We start from the raw sequence: 16,595 nt of genomic DNA on the forward strand, positions 1-16,595 counted from the left end.
GACCGGCCCTGGTGTCGGATGCGGAACCCTACTGGTTCTGGTTCTCGCCCCGGTAGAACTCGAAGACCCATCCGAAGATGCCGATCAGGATGATCGGAGCGGCCCAGAACATCAGCCACCAGCCGAAGATCACGCCCAGGAAGGCGAGCGCGCCACCGAGCGCCAGCGAGAGCGGCTGCCAGCTGTGCGGGGCGAAGAAGCCCAGCTCGCCGGCGTCGTCCGCGACCTCGGCCTCGGGGTTGTCACCCGCGCCGCTGTCCACCCGGCGGGCGGTGAAGGCGAGGTAGTACCCGATGAAGGCGCAGAGCGCGAAGGCCAGGAACAGCGCGGTGGTACCGGCGGCCTCCAGACCCGGGCCCTCGGCGTTGTTGGTCCACAGGCCGTACGTGATGGCCATCGCCAGCACGAAGACCGACAGGCCCAGGAAGATCTTTCCCTGTTCCTTCATCAGGCGTCACCCTCCTGCTTGCCCTTGCCCAGCTTCGGGGCGTCGTACTTCGCCGGGGTCACACCGGCGAGGTGCTTGGCCGGCTCACCGTGGTTCTCCAGGTAGTCCAGCGCGGCGATCTCCGGGTGGTGGAGGTCGAAGGCCGGGGATTCGGAGCGGATCCGCGGCAGGGTGAGGAAGTTGTGCCGCGGCGGCGGGCAGGAGGTCGCCCACTCCAGCGAGCGGCCGAAGCCCCACGGGTCGTCCACGGTGACCTTCTCGCCGTACTTGGCGGTCTTCCAGACGTTGTAGAGGAACGGCAGGATCGACAGGCCGAGCACGAAGGAGCCGATGGTCGAGACGGTGTTCAGCGTGGTGAAGCCGTCCGCGGCCAGGTAGTCGGCGTAGCGGCGGGGCATGCCCTCCGCGCCGAGCCAGTGCTGCACCAGGAAGGTGGCGTGGAAGCCGAAGAACAGCGTCCAGAAGGTCATCTTGCCGAGGCGCTCGTCCAGCATCTTGCCGGTCATCTTCGGCCACCAGAAGTGGAAGCCGGCGAACATCGCGAACACGACGGTGCCGAAGACCACGTAGTGGAAGTGGGCGACGACGAAGTACGAGTCCGAGACGTGGAAGTCGATCGGCGGGGAGGCCAGCAGGACACCGGTCAGACCACCGAAGAGGAAGGTGACCAGGAAGCCGACCGTCCAGAGCATCGGGGTCTCGAAGCTCAGCGAGCCCTTCCACATGGTGCCGACCCAGTTGAAGAACTTCACACCGGTCGGGACCGCGATCAGGAAGGTCATGAACGAGAAGAACGGCAGCAGTACCTGCCCGGTGACGTACATGTGGTGCGCCCACACCGTCACGGACAGACCGGCGATCGCGATGGTGGCCGCGATCAGACCGGAGTAACCGAACATCGGCTTGCGGCTGAAGACCGGGATGATCTCCGACACGATGCCGAAGAACGGCAGCGCGATGATGTACACCTCGGGGTGACCGAAGAACCAGAACAGGTGCTGCCAGAGCAGCGCCCCGCCGTTGGCCGGGTCGAAGACGTGGGCGCCGAACTTGCGGTCGGCCTCCAGGGCGAACAGCGCGGCGGCCAGGACCGGGAAGGCCAGCAGGACCAGCACCGAGGTCAGCAGGACGTTCCAGACGAAGATCGACATCCGGAACATCGTCATGCCCGGGGCGCGCATGCAGATGATCGTGGTGATGAAGTTGACCGCACCGAGGATCGTGCCGAAGCCGGAGAAGGCCAGACCCATGATCCACATGTCGCCGCCGACGCCGGGCGAGTGCACCGCGTCCGACAGCGGGGAGTAGGCGAACCAGCCGAAGTCGGCGGCGCCGTTCGGGGTCACGAAGCCCGCCACCGCGATGGTCGAACCGAAGAGGTACAGCCAGTACGCGAACATGTTCAGACGCGGGAAGGCCACGTCCGGGGCGCCGATCTGCAGCGGCATGATCCAGTTCGCGAAGCCCGCGAACAGCGGCGTCGCGAACATCAGCAGCATGATCGTGCCGTGCATCGTGAACGCCTGGTTGAACTGCTCGTTCGACAGGATCTGGGTCCCGGGACGAGCCAGCTCGGCGCGCATGACCAGGGCGAGGATGCCACCGATCAGGAAGAAGGCGAACGACGTGCCCAGGTACAGCGTGCCGATCGTCTTGTGGTCAGTGGTGGTCAGCCACTTGATGATGGTCGAACCCGGCTTCCGGGTCCGCTGCGCCCCGACCGTGACGGCATCGGCGCCCCCGCCTGCTGCGGCGGGCTCGTTGAGGATGGTCACTTCTCTTCACTTCCCATGCCGATGAGGCCGGAGGGCACCGCACCGTTCTGGCCCTTGGCGCGAAGCTCGGCCAGGTGCTTGTCGTAGTCGGCGCGGTCGACGACCTTGACGTTGAACAGCATGCGCGAGTGGTCGGTGCCGCAGAGCTCGGCGCACTTGCCCATGTACTCACCCTTGACGTTCGGGGTGACCTCGAACTTGTTCACCACGCCCGGCACGACGTCCATCTTCATCAGGAAGTTGACGGGCCAGAAGTCGTGGATGACATCACGCGAGGTGAGCCGGAACTGCACCGACTCGTTGACCGGCAGCCAGAGCGTCGGAACGCTCCCGGGGGTACCGACCTCGAACGCGGCGTCCTTGTTGGCCGGGTCGGGGTTCTCGGTGTTCTCGTAGTTGAACGCCCAGCTCCACTGGAAGCCCACCACGTTGACGTAGTGCTGCGGCTTCTCGGAGGTGGAGGTCAACTTGGCCTCGTCGCGGGCGACGAAGTAGAAGAGCACCGAGACGATGATGATGGGGACCGCGGTGTAGAGCGCCTCGATGGGCACGTTGTACCGGGTCTGCGGAGGTACCTCCACACCGGTGCGCTTGCGCCGGTGGAAGATCACGCTCCAGATGATCAGACCCCACATCAGTCCGCCGACCACCAGCGCCGCGATCCAGGACCCCTGCCACATGCGGAGGACCAGCGGCCCTTCCTCGGTGACGGGGCTCGGGAGGCCAAGCCTGGGGAGGTCGTTGGCCGAGCAGCCGGTGGCGGTCGCGATGACGAGGCCCAGTGCCAGCGCCTGAGGCAGCTTCCGCCGCATCGTGCGCCGCGGCGAGCGGTCGGAGCCGTTGGGACTCACGTAGCGCCTTCCCGAAGTCTCGCCCGCCTTCGCGTCGCCCCGGGGAGGAGTGTGAGCCTCCCCGGCGACCCGTCCACGGGCACGGTTTGAATGCTTATGCGGGCCAAACCCTACTCCAGCCTTATGCGCTCCTGACGGGCAGCCCCCGGTAACGCGCCGCCCGGTCGCCCGATCAGGCCCGGCAAGGGCTGCGCCGCAGGTCATCGTAGGCATTCGAGGTCCGTACGCCCGATCGGGGGATGACCTCGGACAACGTCCGTGACGACCCGTCGGACACGGATGAAGCGGACATTCGGCGTGATCGACTGACGGCGGGTGAGCCGCGCGATCGGGCCGGAACGCGCGTCGGGTGTGTCGTTAAATGTGACCGTGTACTTCGACGCGGCCTCGACGGCCCCCCTGCACCCCGTCGCGCGGCAGGCACTGACCGCCGCCCTGGACGAGGGCTGGGCCGATCCGGCCCGGCTGTACCGCTCCGGCCGACAGGCCCGGATGCTGCTGGACGCCGCCCGCGAGACCGTCGCCGAGGTCCTGGGCGCGCGGGCCGACGAGATCGCCTTCACCGCGAGCGGGACGCAGGCCGTCCAGCTCGGCCTGCTCGGCGCCCTGGCCGGCAACCGCCGGCGCGGCGGCCACCTGGTGCACTCCGCGGTGGAGCACTCCAGCGTGCTGCACGTCGCCGAGCGCCACACGGCGGGCGGGGGCGAGGCCTCGGTCGTACCGGTGGACCGGGGCGGCCGGGTCGACCCGGCGGCCTTCGGCGCGCTGCTGCGCCCGGACACCGCGCTGGCCGCGCTGCAGAGCGCCAACCACGAGGTGGGAACGGTCCAGCCGGTCGGCGAGGTCGCGGAACTGTGCGCCGCGGCCGGCGTCCCGCTGCTGGTGGACGCCGCGCAGAGCGCCGGGCGGGTGGACGTCCCCGCGGGCTGGTCGCTGCTGACCGCGAGCGCGCACAAGTGGGGCGGCCCGCCCGGGGTCGGGGTGCTGGCGGTGCGCAAGGGCGTGCGCTACTCCTCGCCGCTGCCGGCCGACGAGCGCGAGGGCGGCCGGGTGCCCGGTTACGTCAACGTCCCGGCGATCGTGGCCGCGGCCGCCTCGCTGCGCGCCGTCCGGGCCGGGGCCGAGCAGGAGAACGCCCGGCTGCACGCACTGGTGGAGCGGATCCGGGCCCGGGTGCCGCAGCTGGTGCCCGAGGTCGAGGTGGTCGGCGACCCGGTGCAGCGGCTGCCGCACATCGTCACCTTCTCCTGCCTGTACGTGGACGGCGAGGTGCTGCTCACCGAGCTCGACCGGGCGGGCTTCGCGGTCTCCTCCGGCTCCTCCTGCACCTCCTCCACGCTGACGCCCAGCCACGTGCTGGCGGCGATGGGGGTGCTCACCGAGGGGAACGTCCGGGTCTCGCTGCCGTACGGGACGGCCGAGGCGGACGTGGAGCGCTTCCTCGCGGTGCTGCCGGAGCTGGTGGCCGGTGTCCGGGCACCGCTCGGGCTGGACCTCCCGGTGCCGGCGGCGGCCGCCGCGCAGGAGGGTTCCGCCCTGCTCGTCATCGACGCCCTGGGCAAGCGGTGCCCGCTGCCGGTGATCGAGCTGGCGAAGCGGATCGGCGAGGTGCCGCAGGGCGGCACGGTCGCCGTGCTGGCCGACGACGAGGCGGCCCGGCTGGACATCCCGGCCTGGTGCGGGATGCGCGGGCACGAGTACGCGGGCGAGGCCCCGGCCGCCGACTACGGCGGCGACCGGGGCTCGGCCTACCTCGTCGTGCGGCGGACTACTTGACCAGGTGCGCGCGGACCTCGGCGGCCGCCTCGGCGCCGTAGCTCTCCTCGAAGCGCTTCAGGAAGCCGGCCGGGCGCAGCTCGTACTCCTGGGTGCCGACGGTCTCGATGACCAGGGTGGCGAGCATGCAGCCGAGCTGGGCGGAGCGCTCCAGGTCGAGGTCCCAGGACAGGCCGGTGAGGAAGCCGGCCCGGAAGGCGTCGCCGACGCCGGTCGGGTCGACCTTGGCCTCCTCCTGGGCGCAGCCGACCACGATCGGCGCCTCACCCTTGCGCTCGATCCGGACACCCTTGCTGCCGAGGGTGGTGATCCGGGTGCCGACGCGGGTGAGCAGCTCCTCGGCGTCCCAGCCGGTCTTGGTCTCGATCAGCGCGGCCTCGTACTCGTTGGTGAAGAGGTACGCGGCGCCGTCCACGATCTCGCGGATGTCGTCGCCCTCCAGGCGGGCCAGCTGCTGGGAGGGGTCGGCGGCGAAGGCGTAGCCGCGGGTGCGGCACTCCTGGGTGTGGCGGACCATGCCCTGCGGGTCGTCGGCGCCGATCAGGACGAGGTCCAGGCCGCCGACGCGGTCGGCGATCGGCTTCAGCTCGATGTTGCGGGCCTCGGCCATGGCGCCGGTGTAGAACGAGGCGATCTGGTTGTGGTCCTCGTCCGTGGTGCACATGAAGCGGGCCGTGTGCCGGGTCTCGGAGATGTGGACGGACTCGCAGTCCACGTTGTTGCGCTCCAGCCAGCTGCGGTACTCGGCGAAGTCCGCGCCGGCGGCGCCGACCAGGATCGGGCGCAGTCCGAGCACACCCATGCCGAAGGCGATGTTCGGGGCGACCCCGCCGCGGCGGATGTCCAGGGTGTCGACCAGGAAGGACAGCGACACCGTGTGCAGCTGCTCGGCGACGAGCTGGTCGGCGAACCGGCCGGGGAACGTCATCAGGTGGTCGGTGGCGATCGAGCCGGCGACGGCGATACGCACGGAAGGTCTCCTCAGGGTGGCTTCAGGGCCAGCGGACAGGCGCGGACGAACCCACCCACGGTACCGGGCTCCGGGCCGCGAACCGGCAAGAGTCCCGCAAGTTGCCGCCCCGCACGGCCATGGTGGCACCCCTTGCCGTCGAACGTGTACTACCTCCGGGTAGCACTGGTGGGCGGTGCGAGGCCCGGCCTAGGGTCGGCCTCAGGAGGCCCGCCGTGCGGGTGGGCCCCGACGTCGACCGTGGCAGCGCGGCCACGGCACTCGATCGGAGCGATGCCCGATGATGACCGACCACTCCCCGTTGCCCGGCCTGCGGGCCGAGGACGGCGAGACCCTCGACGCCCTGCTGGACTCCTCCCGGCGGCTGCTCCGGTTCTGGCCGCTGCTGACGCCCGGCCCGGAGACCAGCGCCCCTTCACCCGTCGGCTTCCGGGTCCCGTCCGGGGCGCAGCGGGTGGTCGCCGGGATGGCCGAGTACGGCTTCTGAGCCGTTCCCGGAGCGACGCGGAACCGGATCCGCCCGGGGCACGTCACATCCGCGCGGAGCGGCCGAGGAGGCGGCACCGCTGAGCTCTCGGGAGGATGTGCAGATGGATCTGGAGACGATGCCGCGGCGGGGTCGGCGGACGGCGGCCCTGGCGGCCCTCGCGCTGGCGGCGGTGGTGACGGTGGCCGGGTGCAACGGGGACGGCAAGCCCGCCTCGGACTCGGCGAGTGCCACGGCCGGCGGCTCGGCCTCGGCGAGCGCCTCCCCGCAGGCCCCGACGCCCTCCGGCGGCGCGTCCGCCACCGCGACGGGGAGCCCCGCGGACACCGGCAAGCCGCAGACGCCGCCGACCGACTTCTCCCCCACCCTGGCCTCGCCCGCCCCGGGGCAGCCGACGCCGGGCACTCCCCCGGTGAACGGGATCGCGCCGGGCGAGCCGAACCCGAACGGCTCGGGCTCACCCGCGCATCCGCCGGTGGCCTACCGGGTGGACGGCACCACCAAGCTGACCGTCTACTTCTTCGGCGGGGTCTGCACGAAGTACGCGCTGAAGGCGGACGAGTCGCAGCCGGGCCGGGTGGACGTCCTGGTCGTGACGGGACCGCCCACCGTGGGCCCGGGGCAGGTCTGCAACGCGCTGGCCAAGCGGCAGTCGGTGTCGGCCGATCTGCGCTCGCCGCTGGCCGGGCGGACGGTGGTCGACAAGACCAGCGGCCAGGAGGTGCCGCTGGACGCCGACCCGCACGCCGGGCCGGACCCGGTGACCCCGGACGTGGCCGGCCAGTAGCAGCCGGTGTGAGTCGGCCGCCGGGGCCCCCGCAGGCCCCGGCCGCGCTCGGCGCACGCGAGCAGCGCGGGAACGCGGGAACGCGGGCAACGAAAAAGGCGGCCCCGGGAGCACCCGGGGCCGCCTCTTCGCAGCAGGCTTAGCTGAACGAGTCGCCGCAGGCGCAGGAGCCCGTGGCGTTCGGGTTGTCGATCGTGAAGCCCTGCTTCTCGATGGTGTCGACGAAGTCGACGGTGGCGCCACCCAGGTACGGGGCGCTCATCCGGTCGGTGACGACCTTGACGCCGTTGAAGTCCTTGATCACGTCGCCGTCGAGCGAGCGCTCGTCGAAGAACAGCTGGTAACGCAGGCCGGAGCAGCCACCGGGCTGGACGGCGACGCGCAGCGCGAGGTCCTCGCGGCCTTCCTGCTCCAGCAGGGCCTTGACCTTGGCCGCGGCGGCATCGGTGAGGAGGATGCCACTCTCGACGGTGGTCTCGTCCTGGACGGTCATCTGCTTTCTCCCGGTCTTGACGACGGTCTACCGCCAGTGCCAACCAACGGCCGTCCGGTTTCATTTCCCGGGCGGCGACGAATTTGCTGGCCTGATGTGCGGCTGATTTCCGTGGGCCGGGTGTGCCACCCGCGTCCCCTACGCTCCCCATGCTCGCACAACCCGGGAGGACCGGGCACCGCCCGAGCCCCGGATCCGGGTGAACCGGCCCCGCTGAGGACCGTCGGACGCCAGGATGGTGCCATGATCCTTCGCCCGGTCAAGGACACCGCCGCGGACGCGGAGGCCGTCCGGGAACTGGCCGCCGCAGCGTTCGACGACCCCGCCGTGGCCGGTGCCTCGCCGCTGGGGACGGCCGCGGCGAGGCACCTGGCGCGCACCGATCCCGGCGGCTGCTGGCTGGCGTCGATCGGCGGGGAGCCGGTCGGGGCGGTGCTGTCGATGCGCCGGGAGGGCCTGTGGACGCCCTCCCTGTACGCCGTCCGGCCGTCCGCGCAGGGCAAGGGCGTCGGGCGGCTGCTGCTGGAGCGGGCGGCGACGCACGCCCGGGGCTGCCTGCGCGGAATGGTCTGCGCCCCGGACTCCCCCGCGGCGGCGCGCCGCTACCGGCTGGCCGGGTTCACCCTGCACCCGACGATGCGGCTGTCCGGGCGGGTGGACCGGAGCGGCCTGATCGACCCCGGGGACATCCCGGTGCACCCCGGCAACGCCACCCACCTGCACCTGCTGGACTCGGTGGACCGACGGCTGCGCGGGTCCGCGCACGGGCCCGACCACGAGCTGATGCTGGGCCACTTCGAGGAGCTGCTGATCGCCGACGCGCTGGCCGGCAGCGGCTACTGCTACCGGGACGGCGGCGCGGTGCGGCTGCTGGCCGCCACCAGCAAGCGGATCGCCGCCCGGCTGCTGCGCGAGGCGCTGGCCCGGGTGCCGGACGGCGTCGAGGCGCGGGTGGAGTACCTGACCGCGGAGCAGGAGTGGGCGCTGGACGTCGGGCTGGAGGTCGGGCTGACCCCGCGGGCCGGCGGGTTCGTCGGGGTGCGCGGGATGCGGCCGCCGATGCCGTACCTGCCGAGCGGCGCGTTCCTGTAGCGGCCGTCCCCCGGGCGCGACGGCGTACGGCCCCACCGGGAGCCGGTGGGGCCGTACGACGGGAGCCTCGATCAGGCCATGGTGTCCAGGATCTCCCGGACCATCTCCATGGTCGTGCCCGGGTGCAGGAAGGCGAAGCGGGCGACCGTCTCGCCGTCCCAGCCGGTGGGGGTGACGAAGCCGATCTGGTCCGCGAGCAGCTGCTGCGACCAGCGGTAGTAGTCGTCGTTGGTCCAGCCCTTGCGCTTGAAGCAGACCGCCGAGAGCTGCGGGTCGAACAGCAGCTCCAGGTGGTCGCTCTCGCGGATCAGCTGCGCCGTCTCCCGGGCGAGCGTGAGGCCGGCCTCGATGGCGTCGGTGTAGGCCTGGACGCCGTGCACGGCCAGCGAGAACCAGAGCGGCAGGCCGCGGGCGCGCCGGGTCAGGTGGTAGGCGTAGTCGGTGGGGTTCCACTCGTCGCCCTCGGTGTGCAGGACGTCCAGGTACGAGGCGTCCTGGGTGTGCACGGCGCGGGCGAGCTGCGGGTTGCGGTAGATCAGCGCGGCGCAGTCGAAGGGGGCGAACAGCCACTTGTGCGGGTCGACCACGAAGGAGTCGGCGTGCTCGATGCCGTTGTAGCGCTCGCGCACCGACGGGGCGAAGAGGCCCGCGCCGCCGTAGGCGCCGTCCACGTGGAACCACATCTCGCGCTCGCGGGCGACCTCGGCCAGGCCGGCCAGGTCGTCGACGATGCCCTCGTTGGTGGTGCCGCCGGTGCCGACGACCGCGATCACGGTCTCCGGGTTCGGGTCGGCGGCCAGCGCGGCGCGCAGCGCCTCGCCGGTGAACCGCCGGTTCACGGTCGGGACCTTGAAGGCCTCGACGCCGATGATGTTGAAGGTGTTCTTGACCGAGGAGTGCACCTGGTCGGCGACGGCTATCCGCAGCCGCGCCTCCGGGCCGACGCCCAGGCGGCGGCGGGCGGTGTCGCGGGCGACCACGAGGGCGGAGAGGTTGCCCGCCGAGCCGCCGGAGACGAAGGTGCCGCCGGCCGTCCCGGGCATGCCCGCGCGGTCGGCGATCAGGCGCAGCACCTGGTTCTCGGCGGCGATCGCGCCGGCCGCCTCCAGCCAGGAGATGCCCTGCAGCGAGGCGCAGGAGACCACCATGTCGAACAGCAGCGCGGCCTTGGTGGGGGCGCACGGGATGAAGGACAGGTAGCGCGGGCTGTCGGCGGAGATGACCGCGCGGGACAGCTCGTGGTCGTAGAGCTTGAGCACGTCGGCCGGGTTGTTGCCGTCCTGGTTGAGCAGGCCGGCCAGCTGGGCGCGCAGGTGCTCGCCGTCACCGGGGTGGTCGAGCGGGACGGGGTCGTACTGCAGCCGCTCCCGCATGTAGTCGAAAACCAGGTCGACCAGTTCGTTGTCGGGCCGGTGCATGCGGTCGGGGGCTGCGGACACGGCGGGTCCCTCTCGGCTGTGGGGTGTCGGGGGGTGAGGATCCGGCCCGGTCGGCGGGGGGCGTCACCGCGACGACCGGACGTGATCAGCGTAGGCAGCCGGAGTGCTCCGCCGCGCGTCGGAACGCGGCTGGTCAGGCAGGTTTCGAGCGTCTTCGGGCCGGTCCGCGCAGGATTCCTGCGTACCGCCCGGGGCGTCAGCCGATCAGCTGGGAGAGGACCACCGAGGAGCGGCTGCGCTGGACTCCGGGCTCGCGCCGGATCCGTTCGATGACGGCCTCCAGGTGGCGCATGTCGGCCGCCCGCAGGTGCACCAGGGCGTCCGGGTCGCCGGTGACCGTCCAGGCGGCGACGACCTCGGGGAACTGGCGGAGGCTGGCGAGGATCTCCTCGGGGGCGGTGCGTTCGCGGCAGTAGACCTCGACGAAGGCCTCGGTCTGCCACCCGAGGACGGCGGGGTCGAGCACCACGGTGAAGCCCCGCACCACGCCCCGCGCCCGCAGCCGGTCGATCCGGCGGCGCACGGCGGTGGCGGAGAGGTTCACCTGCACGCCGATCTCGGCGTACGAGGCGCGACCGTCGCTGCCGAGCCGGGCGAGCAGGAGCCGGTCGGTCTCGTCCAGGTCGGCCCCGACCACCTCGTGCGCTCGGCTGCTGGTCATCGGTGCGGGGCTCCACGGATCGTGCGAGGGTTCGGCGGCCCGTCGCGGCGGCGGCTGGTATTGCCGAAACGGTTCGCCACCCATTCTGGCGGATGACCCGAACGAGTTCACCGCCGAGGAATGACGGGTACCGCGGACCGTCAGTCCACCAGGAGGACGATCTTTCCCCGGGTGCGGCCCTCCGCACTGAGCGCCTGGGCGGAGGCGGCCTGGGCCAGCGGGAAGGTGGAGGCGACGGTCACGGTGAGCCGGCCGTCGTCGGCGAGCGCGGCCAGCTCGGCGAGGCCGTCGGCGTCCGGGCGGACCCAGACGTACCGGCCGCCGAGGGCCTTGACCCCGAAGTCGGCGATCGAAGCGATCCGGCCCGGGTCGGCGACCAGGCCCGCGGAGACCTGGACGGCGCCGCGGCCGACCAGGTCGAGGGCCGCGTCCACGCCGCCGGGGGCCAGTGCGCGCACCCGGTCGGCCAGCCCCTCGCCGTAGCCGACCGGCTCGGCGCCGAGGCCGCGCAGGTAGTCGTGGTTGCGCTCGGCCGCGGTGCCGATCACCCGGGCGCCGGCGGCCCGGGCCAGCTGCACCGCCAGGTGGCCGACCCCGCCCGCCGCGGCGTGCACCAGGACGGTCTCCCCCTCCGCGAGCCGCAGCGCCCTGAGGCTCTGCAGCGCGGTGAGCCCGGCCAGCGGCAGCCCGCCGGCCTGCGCCCAGTCCAGCGCGGCCGGTTTGCGGGCCAGGGTGCGGACCGGGGCGGAGACCAGCTCGGCGTAGGTGCCGTGCTCGACGGTGTCCTTGCGGACGTAGCCGTACACCTCGTCGCCGGGGGCGAACTCGGTGACGCCGCCGCCGACCGCGCGGACCACGCCGGCCGCGTCCCAGCCCATGACCAGCGGGAAGTGCGCGTCGAGCAGGCCGTCCAGGGCGCCGTCCCGGACCTTCCAGTCCACCGGGTTCACTCCGGCCGCCCGGACCTCCACCAGGACCGAGTCCGGGCCGACCTTGGGGTCGGGCAGGTCGGTGTACTCGACCACCTCGGGGCCGCCGTAGCGGTTGATCGCGATAGCTTTCATGGCCCAGCCATACCCAGGAGCTTCGAAGTATCGATTCGGACACGCCCGGACTCCCCCAAACCGGGCATCCGGCTGCTCCGGGGGTCCGATCCGGCGAGCGGTTCTCGTCACATCGACAGGATGGCCATCGTCACTCCGACACCAACCGGTTATCATAGATAGCGTCAGTTAGACGAAAAGGCTTCACCGCTTGATCGGCCGCACAGAAGGGCACCCGCCCGTGACCACCACCATCACCGAGACCTCCGGCGTCGACCCCACTCCGACGCCGCTCGCTCTGCTGCTGCTCGGCCGCGAGGCCGACCCGAACAGCGAGCGCGGCGTCGAGTGCCCCGGTGACCTCCCCCCGGCCTCGGACCCGAACCTCGTCGAGCGCGCCCGGGCGGCCAAGGCCGCGCTCGGCGACCGCGTCTTCATCCTCGGCCACCACTACCAGCGCGACGAGGTGATCGAGTTCGCCGACGTCACCGGCGACTCCTTCAAGCTCGCCCGCGACGCGGCGGCCCGCCCCGAAGCCGAGTACATCGTCTTCTGCGGCGTGCACTTCATGGCCGAGTCCGCGGACATCCTCACCACCGAGGCCCAGCAGGTCGTCCTGCCGGACCTCGCGGCCGGCTGTTCGATGGCCGACATGGCCACCGCCGAGCAGGTCGCCGAGTGCTGGGACGTACTGACCGACGCCGGCATAGCCGACGTGACCGTCCCGGTCTCGTACATGAACTCCTCCGCCGACATCAAGGCCTTCACCGGCAAGCACGGCGGCACCATCTGCACCTCCTCCAACGCCAAGCGCGCGCTGGAGTGGGCGTTCGAGCAGGGCCAGAAGGTGCTCTTCCTGCCCGACCAGCACCTCGGCCGCAACACCGCGGTGCGCGAGATGGGCTTCTCGCTGGACGACTGCGTCCTGTACAACCCGCACAAGCCGAACGGCGGGCTGACCGCCGAGCAGCTGCGGGACGCGAAGATGATCCTCTGGCGCGGCCACTGCTCGGTGCACGGCCGGTTCAGCCTGGACTCGGTGAACGACGTCCGCGAGCGGATCCCCGGCGTCACCGTCCTGGTGCACCCGGAGTGCAAGCACGAGGTCGTCGCGGCCGCCGACATGGTGGGCTCGACCGAGTACATCATCAAGGCGCTGGACGCCGCCGAGCCGGGCTCCAAGTGGGCCATCGGCACCGAGCTGAACCTGGTCCGCCGCCTGGCCAAGGCGCACCCGGACAAGGAGATCGTCTTCCTGGACCGCACGGTCTGCTTCTGCTCGACCATGAACCGGATCGACCTGCCGCACCTGGTCTGGGCGCTGGAGTCGCTGGTCGAGGGCCGGGTGCCGAACGTGATCACCGTCGACCCGGAGACCGAGAAGCACGCCAAGGCGGCGCTGGACCGGATGCTGGCCCTGCCGTAGCCGGGCCGCCGCCCGCCCGCCCCGGGCGGGCGGACGGCAGAAGGGCGGGCCCCCTCCCACCGGAGGGGGCCCGCCCTTCTGTCTGGCAGCAGCCGCAGGGTTACTCGGGGAAGCCCGGGATCACACCTTCGCCGTCGGCCATCAGCAGCTCGCGGACCTCGTTGATCGTCGCGTCGGCACTCGGCAGGATCAGCTCGGACGGCTCCAGCGAATCCAGCGGCACCGGGGTGCCGTACTGCTTCACCGCGTCCAGCAGCTTGCCGTACGCCCGGCGGAAGAGCTCCTCGTCCCCCGAGTCCACTGCGGTGACGAGCTCCGCGTCGAGCTCGTTGAGCAGGTTCAGGTGAGCCTCGCCCACCTCGAACTGCCCCTCACCCATGACCCTCATGATCATGCCGTGCGTCTCCCTGGTTCGTGGGGTCGAGCTCAGATCACTTGTTGTAGTTGATGCGCGGAGTGTCCTGCTGCTGCTGCGGCTGGGCCTCCGGCTTGCCCTGCTCGATCGCGGCCGGGCCCGCGGCGGGACCGCCGGTGAGCTCGGCCTTCATCCGGGCCAGCTCCAGCTCGACGTCGGACCCGCCGGCGACGCGCTCCAGCTCGGCCTCGATGTCGTCCTTGCGGCCGAGACCGCTGGCGTCGTCGAGCGCGCCGGAGGCGAGCAGCTCGTCGATGGCGCCGGCCCGGGCCTGCATCTGGGCGGTCTTGTCCTCGGCCCGCTGGATCGCCAGGCCGACGTCGCCCATCTCCTCCGAGATCCCGGAGAAGGACTCGGCGATGCGGGTCTGCGCCTGGGCGGCGGTGTAGGTCGCCTTGATGGTCTCCTTCTTGGTGCGGAAGGCGTCCACCTTGGCCTGCAGCCGCTGGGAGGCGAGGGTGAGCTTCTCCTCCTCGGCCTGGAGCTGCTGGTACTGCGTCTCCAGATCGGTGATCTGCGACTGCATGTTGGCCTTGCGGGTCAGCGCCTCGCGGGCGAGGTCCTCGCGGCCGAGGGACAGCGCCTTGCGACCCTGGTCCTCGTACTTGGCCGACTGCTGCTGGAGCTGGGTCAGCTGGAGTTCGAGGCGCTTGCGCGAGGTCGCGACGTCCGCGACACCACGACGCACCTTCTGCAGCAGTTCGAGCTGCTTCTGGTACGAATAATCGAGCGTCTCACGCGGATCCTCCGCCCGGTCCAAGGCCTTGTTCGCCTTGGAGCGGAAGATCAGCCCCATACGCTTCATGATTCCGTCGCTCATGGGCCTCGGGTGCCCCCTTCTCCGGCCTGCGGTCTCTATCTCGTTACCAGACACGACGAGTGTATGTGCAGCGAGCCCGTCGCCGCAGTGCACCTGCCTGCAACAAGACTGCTACAGCGACCAGTGGCGTTTCCTCCTCCCCCGGGTGGATCCGCCTCTCATCCCCCCCATAGTCCATCCGACTGATCCCCTACGGGAAGTCCCCGGGAAACCCGGTTCGGGCCGCTGCCTCGCGGTATCGATATGCGTTCGGTTCCGAGGGCACCCGTGGAACCGGCTCCGCACCCCGTACGCTGGTGGTGTGTTCCGACGCCGTTCAGATGATGCCGCCGCCTCCGCCACCGTGCTGGAGAAGCAGGACGAGACAGCCCAGGCCCGCCACCCCGAGGCCAAGAAGGGCCGCCCCACCCCCAAGCGCAACGAGGCCGAGGCCTACCGGCGCGGCCGGGTGACGGTGCCCAAGGACCGCAAGGAGGCCAGCCGCCAGGCCCGCGACCGCATGCGGACCGAGCGCGAGAAGCAGCGCCAGGCGCTGATGAACGGCGACGAGCGCCACCTGCCGCAGCGCGACAAGCTCCCCGGGCGCAAGTTCGCCCGCGACTACGTCGACGCCCGCTGGTCGCTCGCCGAGTTCTTCCTCCCGGCCGCCGTGGTCATCCTGGTGCTCAGCATCATCAAGGTCTCGCAGATCCAGCTGCTCTCCACGCTGCTGTTCCTGATGTTCTTCGTCTTCGTGATCCTGGACTTCGTCCGCCTCGGCCTCGGCCTGCGCAAGCAGCTCGCCGAGCGCTTCCCGAACGAGAACACCCGCGGCGCGGTCACCTACGGCATCATGCGCACCCTGCAGATGCGCCGCCTGCGACTGCCCAAGCCGCAGGTGCGGCGCGGGGAGAAGCCCTGACCGCCGAGCCGGTCGACTCGGGCTGGGCCCCGCCTTCCTGGGAGGGGCCCGGCCTGTACGCGCTCCCGGGGCAGGGCCACGGCGGCCACGACCGGCTGGCCCAGGAGCGGCGGCTGCCCTCGCGCAGCGGGTCCTTCGCCGGCGGCACCGCCGCCTGGCTGGAGCGGCTCGGCGGACTGCGCAACTACGTGCGTCAGGAACTCGTCTCCCGCCAGCTCGCCGAGCAGCTGACCGGCCGCAGCGAACAGCGCGTCCTGGACATCGGCTGCGGGCAGGGCACCCAGGCCCTGCGGCTGGCCCGGGCCGGCCACTACGTCACCGGGATCGACTCGGACCCGGTCGCGCTCGGCGTCGCCCAGGGGGCGCTCGCCGAGGAGCCCGCCGAGGTCCGCGGCCGGATGCAGCTGCTCAGTGGTGACGGCCACCAGTGCGGGCGCTGGTTCGGCCCGCGCAGCTTCGACGTCGTGCTCTGCCACGGCGTCCTGATGTACCTGCCCGACCCGGACCCGATGATCGCCTCGCTGGCCCGGCTGCTCGCGCCCGGCGGACTGCTCTCACTGCTGGTCCGCAACCGCGACGCGCTCGCCCTGCGGCCCGCCGCCGCCGGCGACTGGCGGGCCGCGCTGCACGCCTTCGAGAGCGACCGGTACTACAACCGGCTCGGGCTGGCCGCCCGCGCCGACCGGCTCGCCGACCTCTCCGTCACCCTCTCCGAGGTGTCGGTACCCGTCCGGCACTGGTACGGCGTGCGGGTCTTCACCGACAACGCCCCCGACGACGCGGCTCCGCCGGTGGACGGCCGGCAGCTGGCCCAGCTGCTGGAAGCCGAGGACCGGGCCGGCCGCACCGACCCCTACCGGCAGGTCGCCGCGCTGCTGCACGTGATCGGGGCGAAGTAGCGCCCCGCGGGGCTCACTCCGCGTGCAGGCTCATCGCGTAGACGACCCGGTCGTCCTCCAGGAGCACCGCGGTGTCGACGCCGTCCTCCGCCAGCTGCTTCCAGGACTCCCCGATCCAGGTCTCGGCGTCCCCTTGGCCGGCGAACTCCTCCTGGCCACCGCCGGGCGTCACCGCACTGCCGTCCGCCTTCTCGTACCGCCACGTCCACGCCATGCCAGGCTCCTCCCACTGACGACACTGCCCGTGCCGGCTGCTGTGTTGCTGCGCACCTTAGCCTGCCCGGCCCGATCTTCCGTATGCCTCGTCCGGCA

18 protein-coding genes are annotated in these 16,595 nt (G+C 71.6%); 7 read left to right on the forward strand and 11 right to left on the reverse strand.

The genetic code is table 11. From position 1 onward, the window contains the following. Positions 1 to 28 precede the first annotated feature (28 nt). The 3 genes from ABT048_RS18970 to ctaC are packed head-to-tail and all read right to left on the reverse strand — an operon-like array spanning position 29 to position 3,074. Positions 29 to 448: a cytochrome c oxidase subunit 4 gene (locus ABT048_RS18970; RefSeq protein WP_350522550.1), complete on the reverse strand. Its 420-nt coding sequence runs from the start codon at positions 446 to 448 to the stop codon at positions 29 to 31. Beyond that, on the reverse strand, positions 448 to 2,223 hold the full coding sequence (ctaD, locus tag ABT048_RS18975) for an aa3-type cytochrome oxidase subunit I (protein WP_350522551.1): 1,776 nt from the start codon (positions 2,221 to 2,223) through the stop codon (positions 448 to 450). The genes ABT048_RS18970 and ctaD overlap by 1 nt, the downstream gene beginning before the upstream one ends. Further along, on the reverse strand, positions 2,220 to 3,074 hold the full coding sequence (gene ctaC / locus ABT048_RS18980; RefSeq protein WP_350522552.1) for an aa3-type cytochrome oxidase subunit II: 855 nt from the start codon (positions 3,072 to 3,074) through the stop codon (positions 2,220 to 2,222). The genes ctaD and ctaC overlap by 4 nt, the downstream gene beginning before the upstream one ends. A gap of 315 nt (positions 3,075 to 3,389) precedes the next feature. On the opposite strand from ctaC, the gene ABT048_RS18985 reads away from it, so the two are divergent. After that, on the forward strand, positions 3,390 to 4,850 hold the full coding sequence (locus ABT048_RS18985; protein WP_350522553.1) for a cysteine desulfurase/sulfurtransferase TusA family protein: 1,461 nt from the start codon (positions 3,390 to 3,392) through the stop codon (positions 4,848 to 4,850). On the opposite strand, the gene ABT048_RS18990 is transcribed toward ABT048_RS18985, so the two are convergent. After that, positions 4,843 to 5,820, reverse strand: a complete 978-nt coding sequence (locus tag ABT048_RS18990; protein ID WP_350522554.1) for a carbohydrate kinase family protein — start codon at positions 5,818 to 5,820, stop codon at positions 4,843 to 4,845. The two genes, ABT048_RS18985 and ABT048_RS18990, sit on opposite strands and share 8 nt — an antisense overlap. A gap of 280 nt (positions 5,821 to 6,100) precedes the next feature. Between ABT048_RS18990 and ABT048_RS18995 the strand changes: the two genes are divergently transcribed. After that, on the forward strand, positions 6,101 to 6,307 hold the full coding sequence (locus ABT048_RS18995) for a hypothetical protein (protein ID WP_350522555.1): 207 nt from the start codon (positions 6,101 to 6,103) through the stop codon (positions 6,305 to 6,307). Between the two features lie 103 nt (positions 6,308 to 6,410). Beyond that, the gene (locus tag ABT048_RS19000; RefSeq protein ID WP_350522556.1) at positions 6,411 to 7,094 is read left to right on the forward strand and encodes a hypothetical protein; all 684 of its coding nucleotides are present in this window, start codon (positions 6,411 to 6,413) and stop codon (positions 7,092 to 7,094) included. A gap of 139 nt (positions 7,095 to 7,233) precedes the next feature. On the opposite strand, the gene erpA is transcribed toward ABT048_RS19000, so the two are convergent. Next, the gene (gene erpA / locus ABT048_RS19005; protein WP_316520866.1) at positions 7,234 to 7,587 is read right to left on the reverse strand and encodes an iron-sulfur cluster insertion protein ErpA; all 354 of its coding nucleotides are present in this window, start codon (positions 7,585 to 7,587) and stop codon (positions 7,234 to 7,236) included. 243 nt (positions 7,588 to 7,830) lie between these two features. Here erpA and ABT048_RS19010 point away from each other — a divergent pair, with 243 nt between their 5' ends. Further along, the gene (locus ABT048_RS19010) at positions 7,831 to 8,679 is read left to right on the forward strand and encodes a GNAT family N-acetyltransferase (RefSeq protein ID WP_350522557.1); all 849 of its coding nucleotides are present in this window, start codon (positions 7,831 to 7,833) and stop codon (positions 8,677 to 8,679) included. A 71-nt stretch (positions 8,680 to 8,750) separates the two neighbouring features. Here the strand turns inward: ABT048_RS19010 and ABT048_RS19015 are convergent, their stop codons facing one another. From ABT048_RS19015 to ABT048_RS19025, 3 genes are all read right to left on the reverse strand, one after another. Continuing rightward, positions 8,751 to 10,118: a pyridoxal phosphate-dependent decarboxylase family protein gene (locus ABT048_RS19015; RefSeq protein WP_350522558.1), complete on the reverse strand. Its 1,368-nt coding sequence runs from the start codon at positions 10,116 to 10,118 to the stop codon at positions 8,751 to 8,753. Between the two features lie 196 nt (positions 10,119 to 10,314). Beyond that, positions 10,315 to 10,779: an Lrp/AsnC family transcriptional regulator gene (locus tag ABT048_RS19020; protein WP_350522559.1), complete on the reverse strand. Its 465-nt coding sequence runs from the start codon at positions 10,777 to 10,779 to the stop codon at positions 10,315 to 10,317. A 140-nt stretch (positions 10,780 to 10,919) separates the two neighbouring features. Then, entirely contained in the window at positions 10,920 to 11,843 is a 924-nt protein-coding gene (locus ABT048_RS19025; RefSeq protein ID WP_350522560.1) for an NADP-dependent oxidoreductase, read from the reverse strand. A gap of 220 nt (positions 11,844 to 12,063) precedes the next feature. Between ABT048_RS19025 and nadA the strand changes: the two genes are divergently transcribed. Beyond that, entirely contained in the window at positions 12,064 to 13,248 is a 1,185-nt protein-coding gene (gene nadA, locus ABT048_RS19030) for a quinolinate synthase NadA (protein WP_350522561.1), read from the forward strand. A 100-nt stretch (positions 13,249 to 13,348) separates the two neighbouring features. Here nadA and pspAA read toward each other — a convergent pair whose 3' ends face one another. Together pspAA and ABT048_RS19040 are read right to left on the reverse strand one after the other, a co-directional pair. Next, a complete protein-coding gene (pspAA, locus tag ABT048_RS19035) occupies positions 13,349 to 13,642 on the reverse strand; it encodes a PspA-associated protein PspAA (RefSeq protein ID WP_350522562.1) in 294 nt (97 codons plus the stop codon). Positions 13,643 to 13,679: 37 nt separating this feature from the next. Beyond that, positions 13,680 to 14,483, reverse strand: coding sequence for a PspA/IM30 family protein (locus tag ABT048_RS19040; RefSeq protein WP_350522563.1), 804 nt, complete (start codon positions 14,481 to 14,483; stop codon positions 13,680 to 13,682). A gap of 301 nt (positions 14,484 to 14,784) precedes the next feature. Here ABT048_RS19040 and ABT048_RS19045 point away from each other — a divergent pair, with 301 nt between their 5' ends. Then, positions 14,785 to 15,384, forward strand: coding sequence for a DUF3043 domain-containing protein (locus ABT048_RS19045; RefSeq protein WP_350522564.1), 600 nt, complete (start codon positions 14,785 to 14,787; stop codon positions 15,382 to 15,384). A gap of 188 nt (positions 15,385 to 15,572) precedes the next feature. Beyond that, positions 15,573 to 16,283, forward strand: coding sequence for a methyltransferase domain-containing protein (locus tag ABT048_RS19050; protein ID WP_350522565.1), 711 nt, complete (start codon positions 15,573 to 15,575; stop codon positions 16,281 to 16,283). Between the two features lie 13 nt (positions 16,284 to 16,296). Here the strand turns inward: ABT048_RS19050 and ABT048_RS19055 are convergent, their stop codons facing one another. Beyond that, positions 16,297 to 16,497, reverse strand: a complete 201-nt coding sequence (locus ABT048_RS19055; protein ID WP_350522566.1) for a hypothetical protein — start codon at positions 16,495 to 16,497, stop codon at positions 16,297 to 16,299. Positions 16,498 to 16,595: the final 98 nt, after the last annotated feature.

Source organism: Kitasatospora sp. NPDC096140, assembly GCF_040303045.1.
Taxonomy (GTDB): Bacteria; Actinomycetota; Actinomycetes; order Streptomycetales; family Streptomycetaceae; genus Kitasatospora.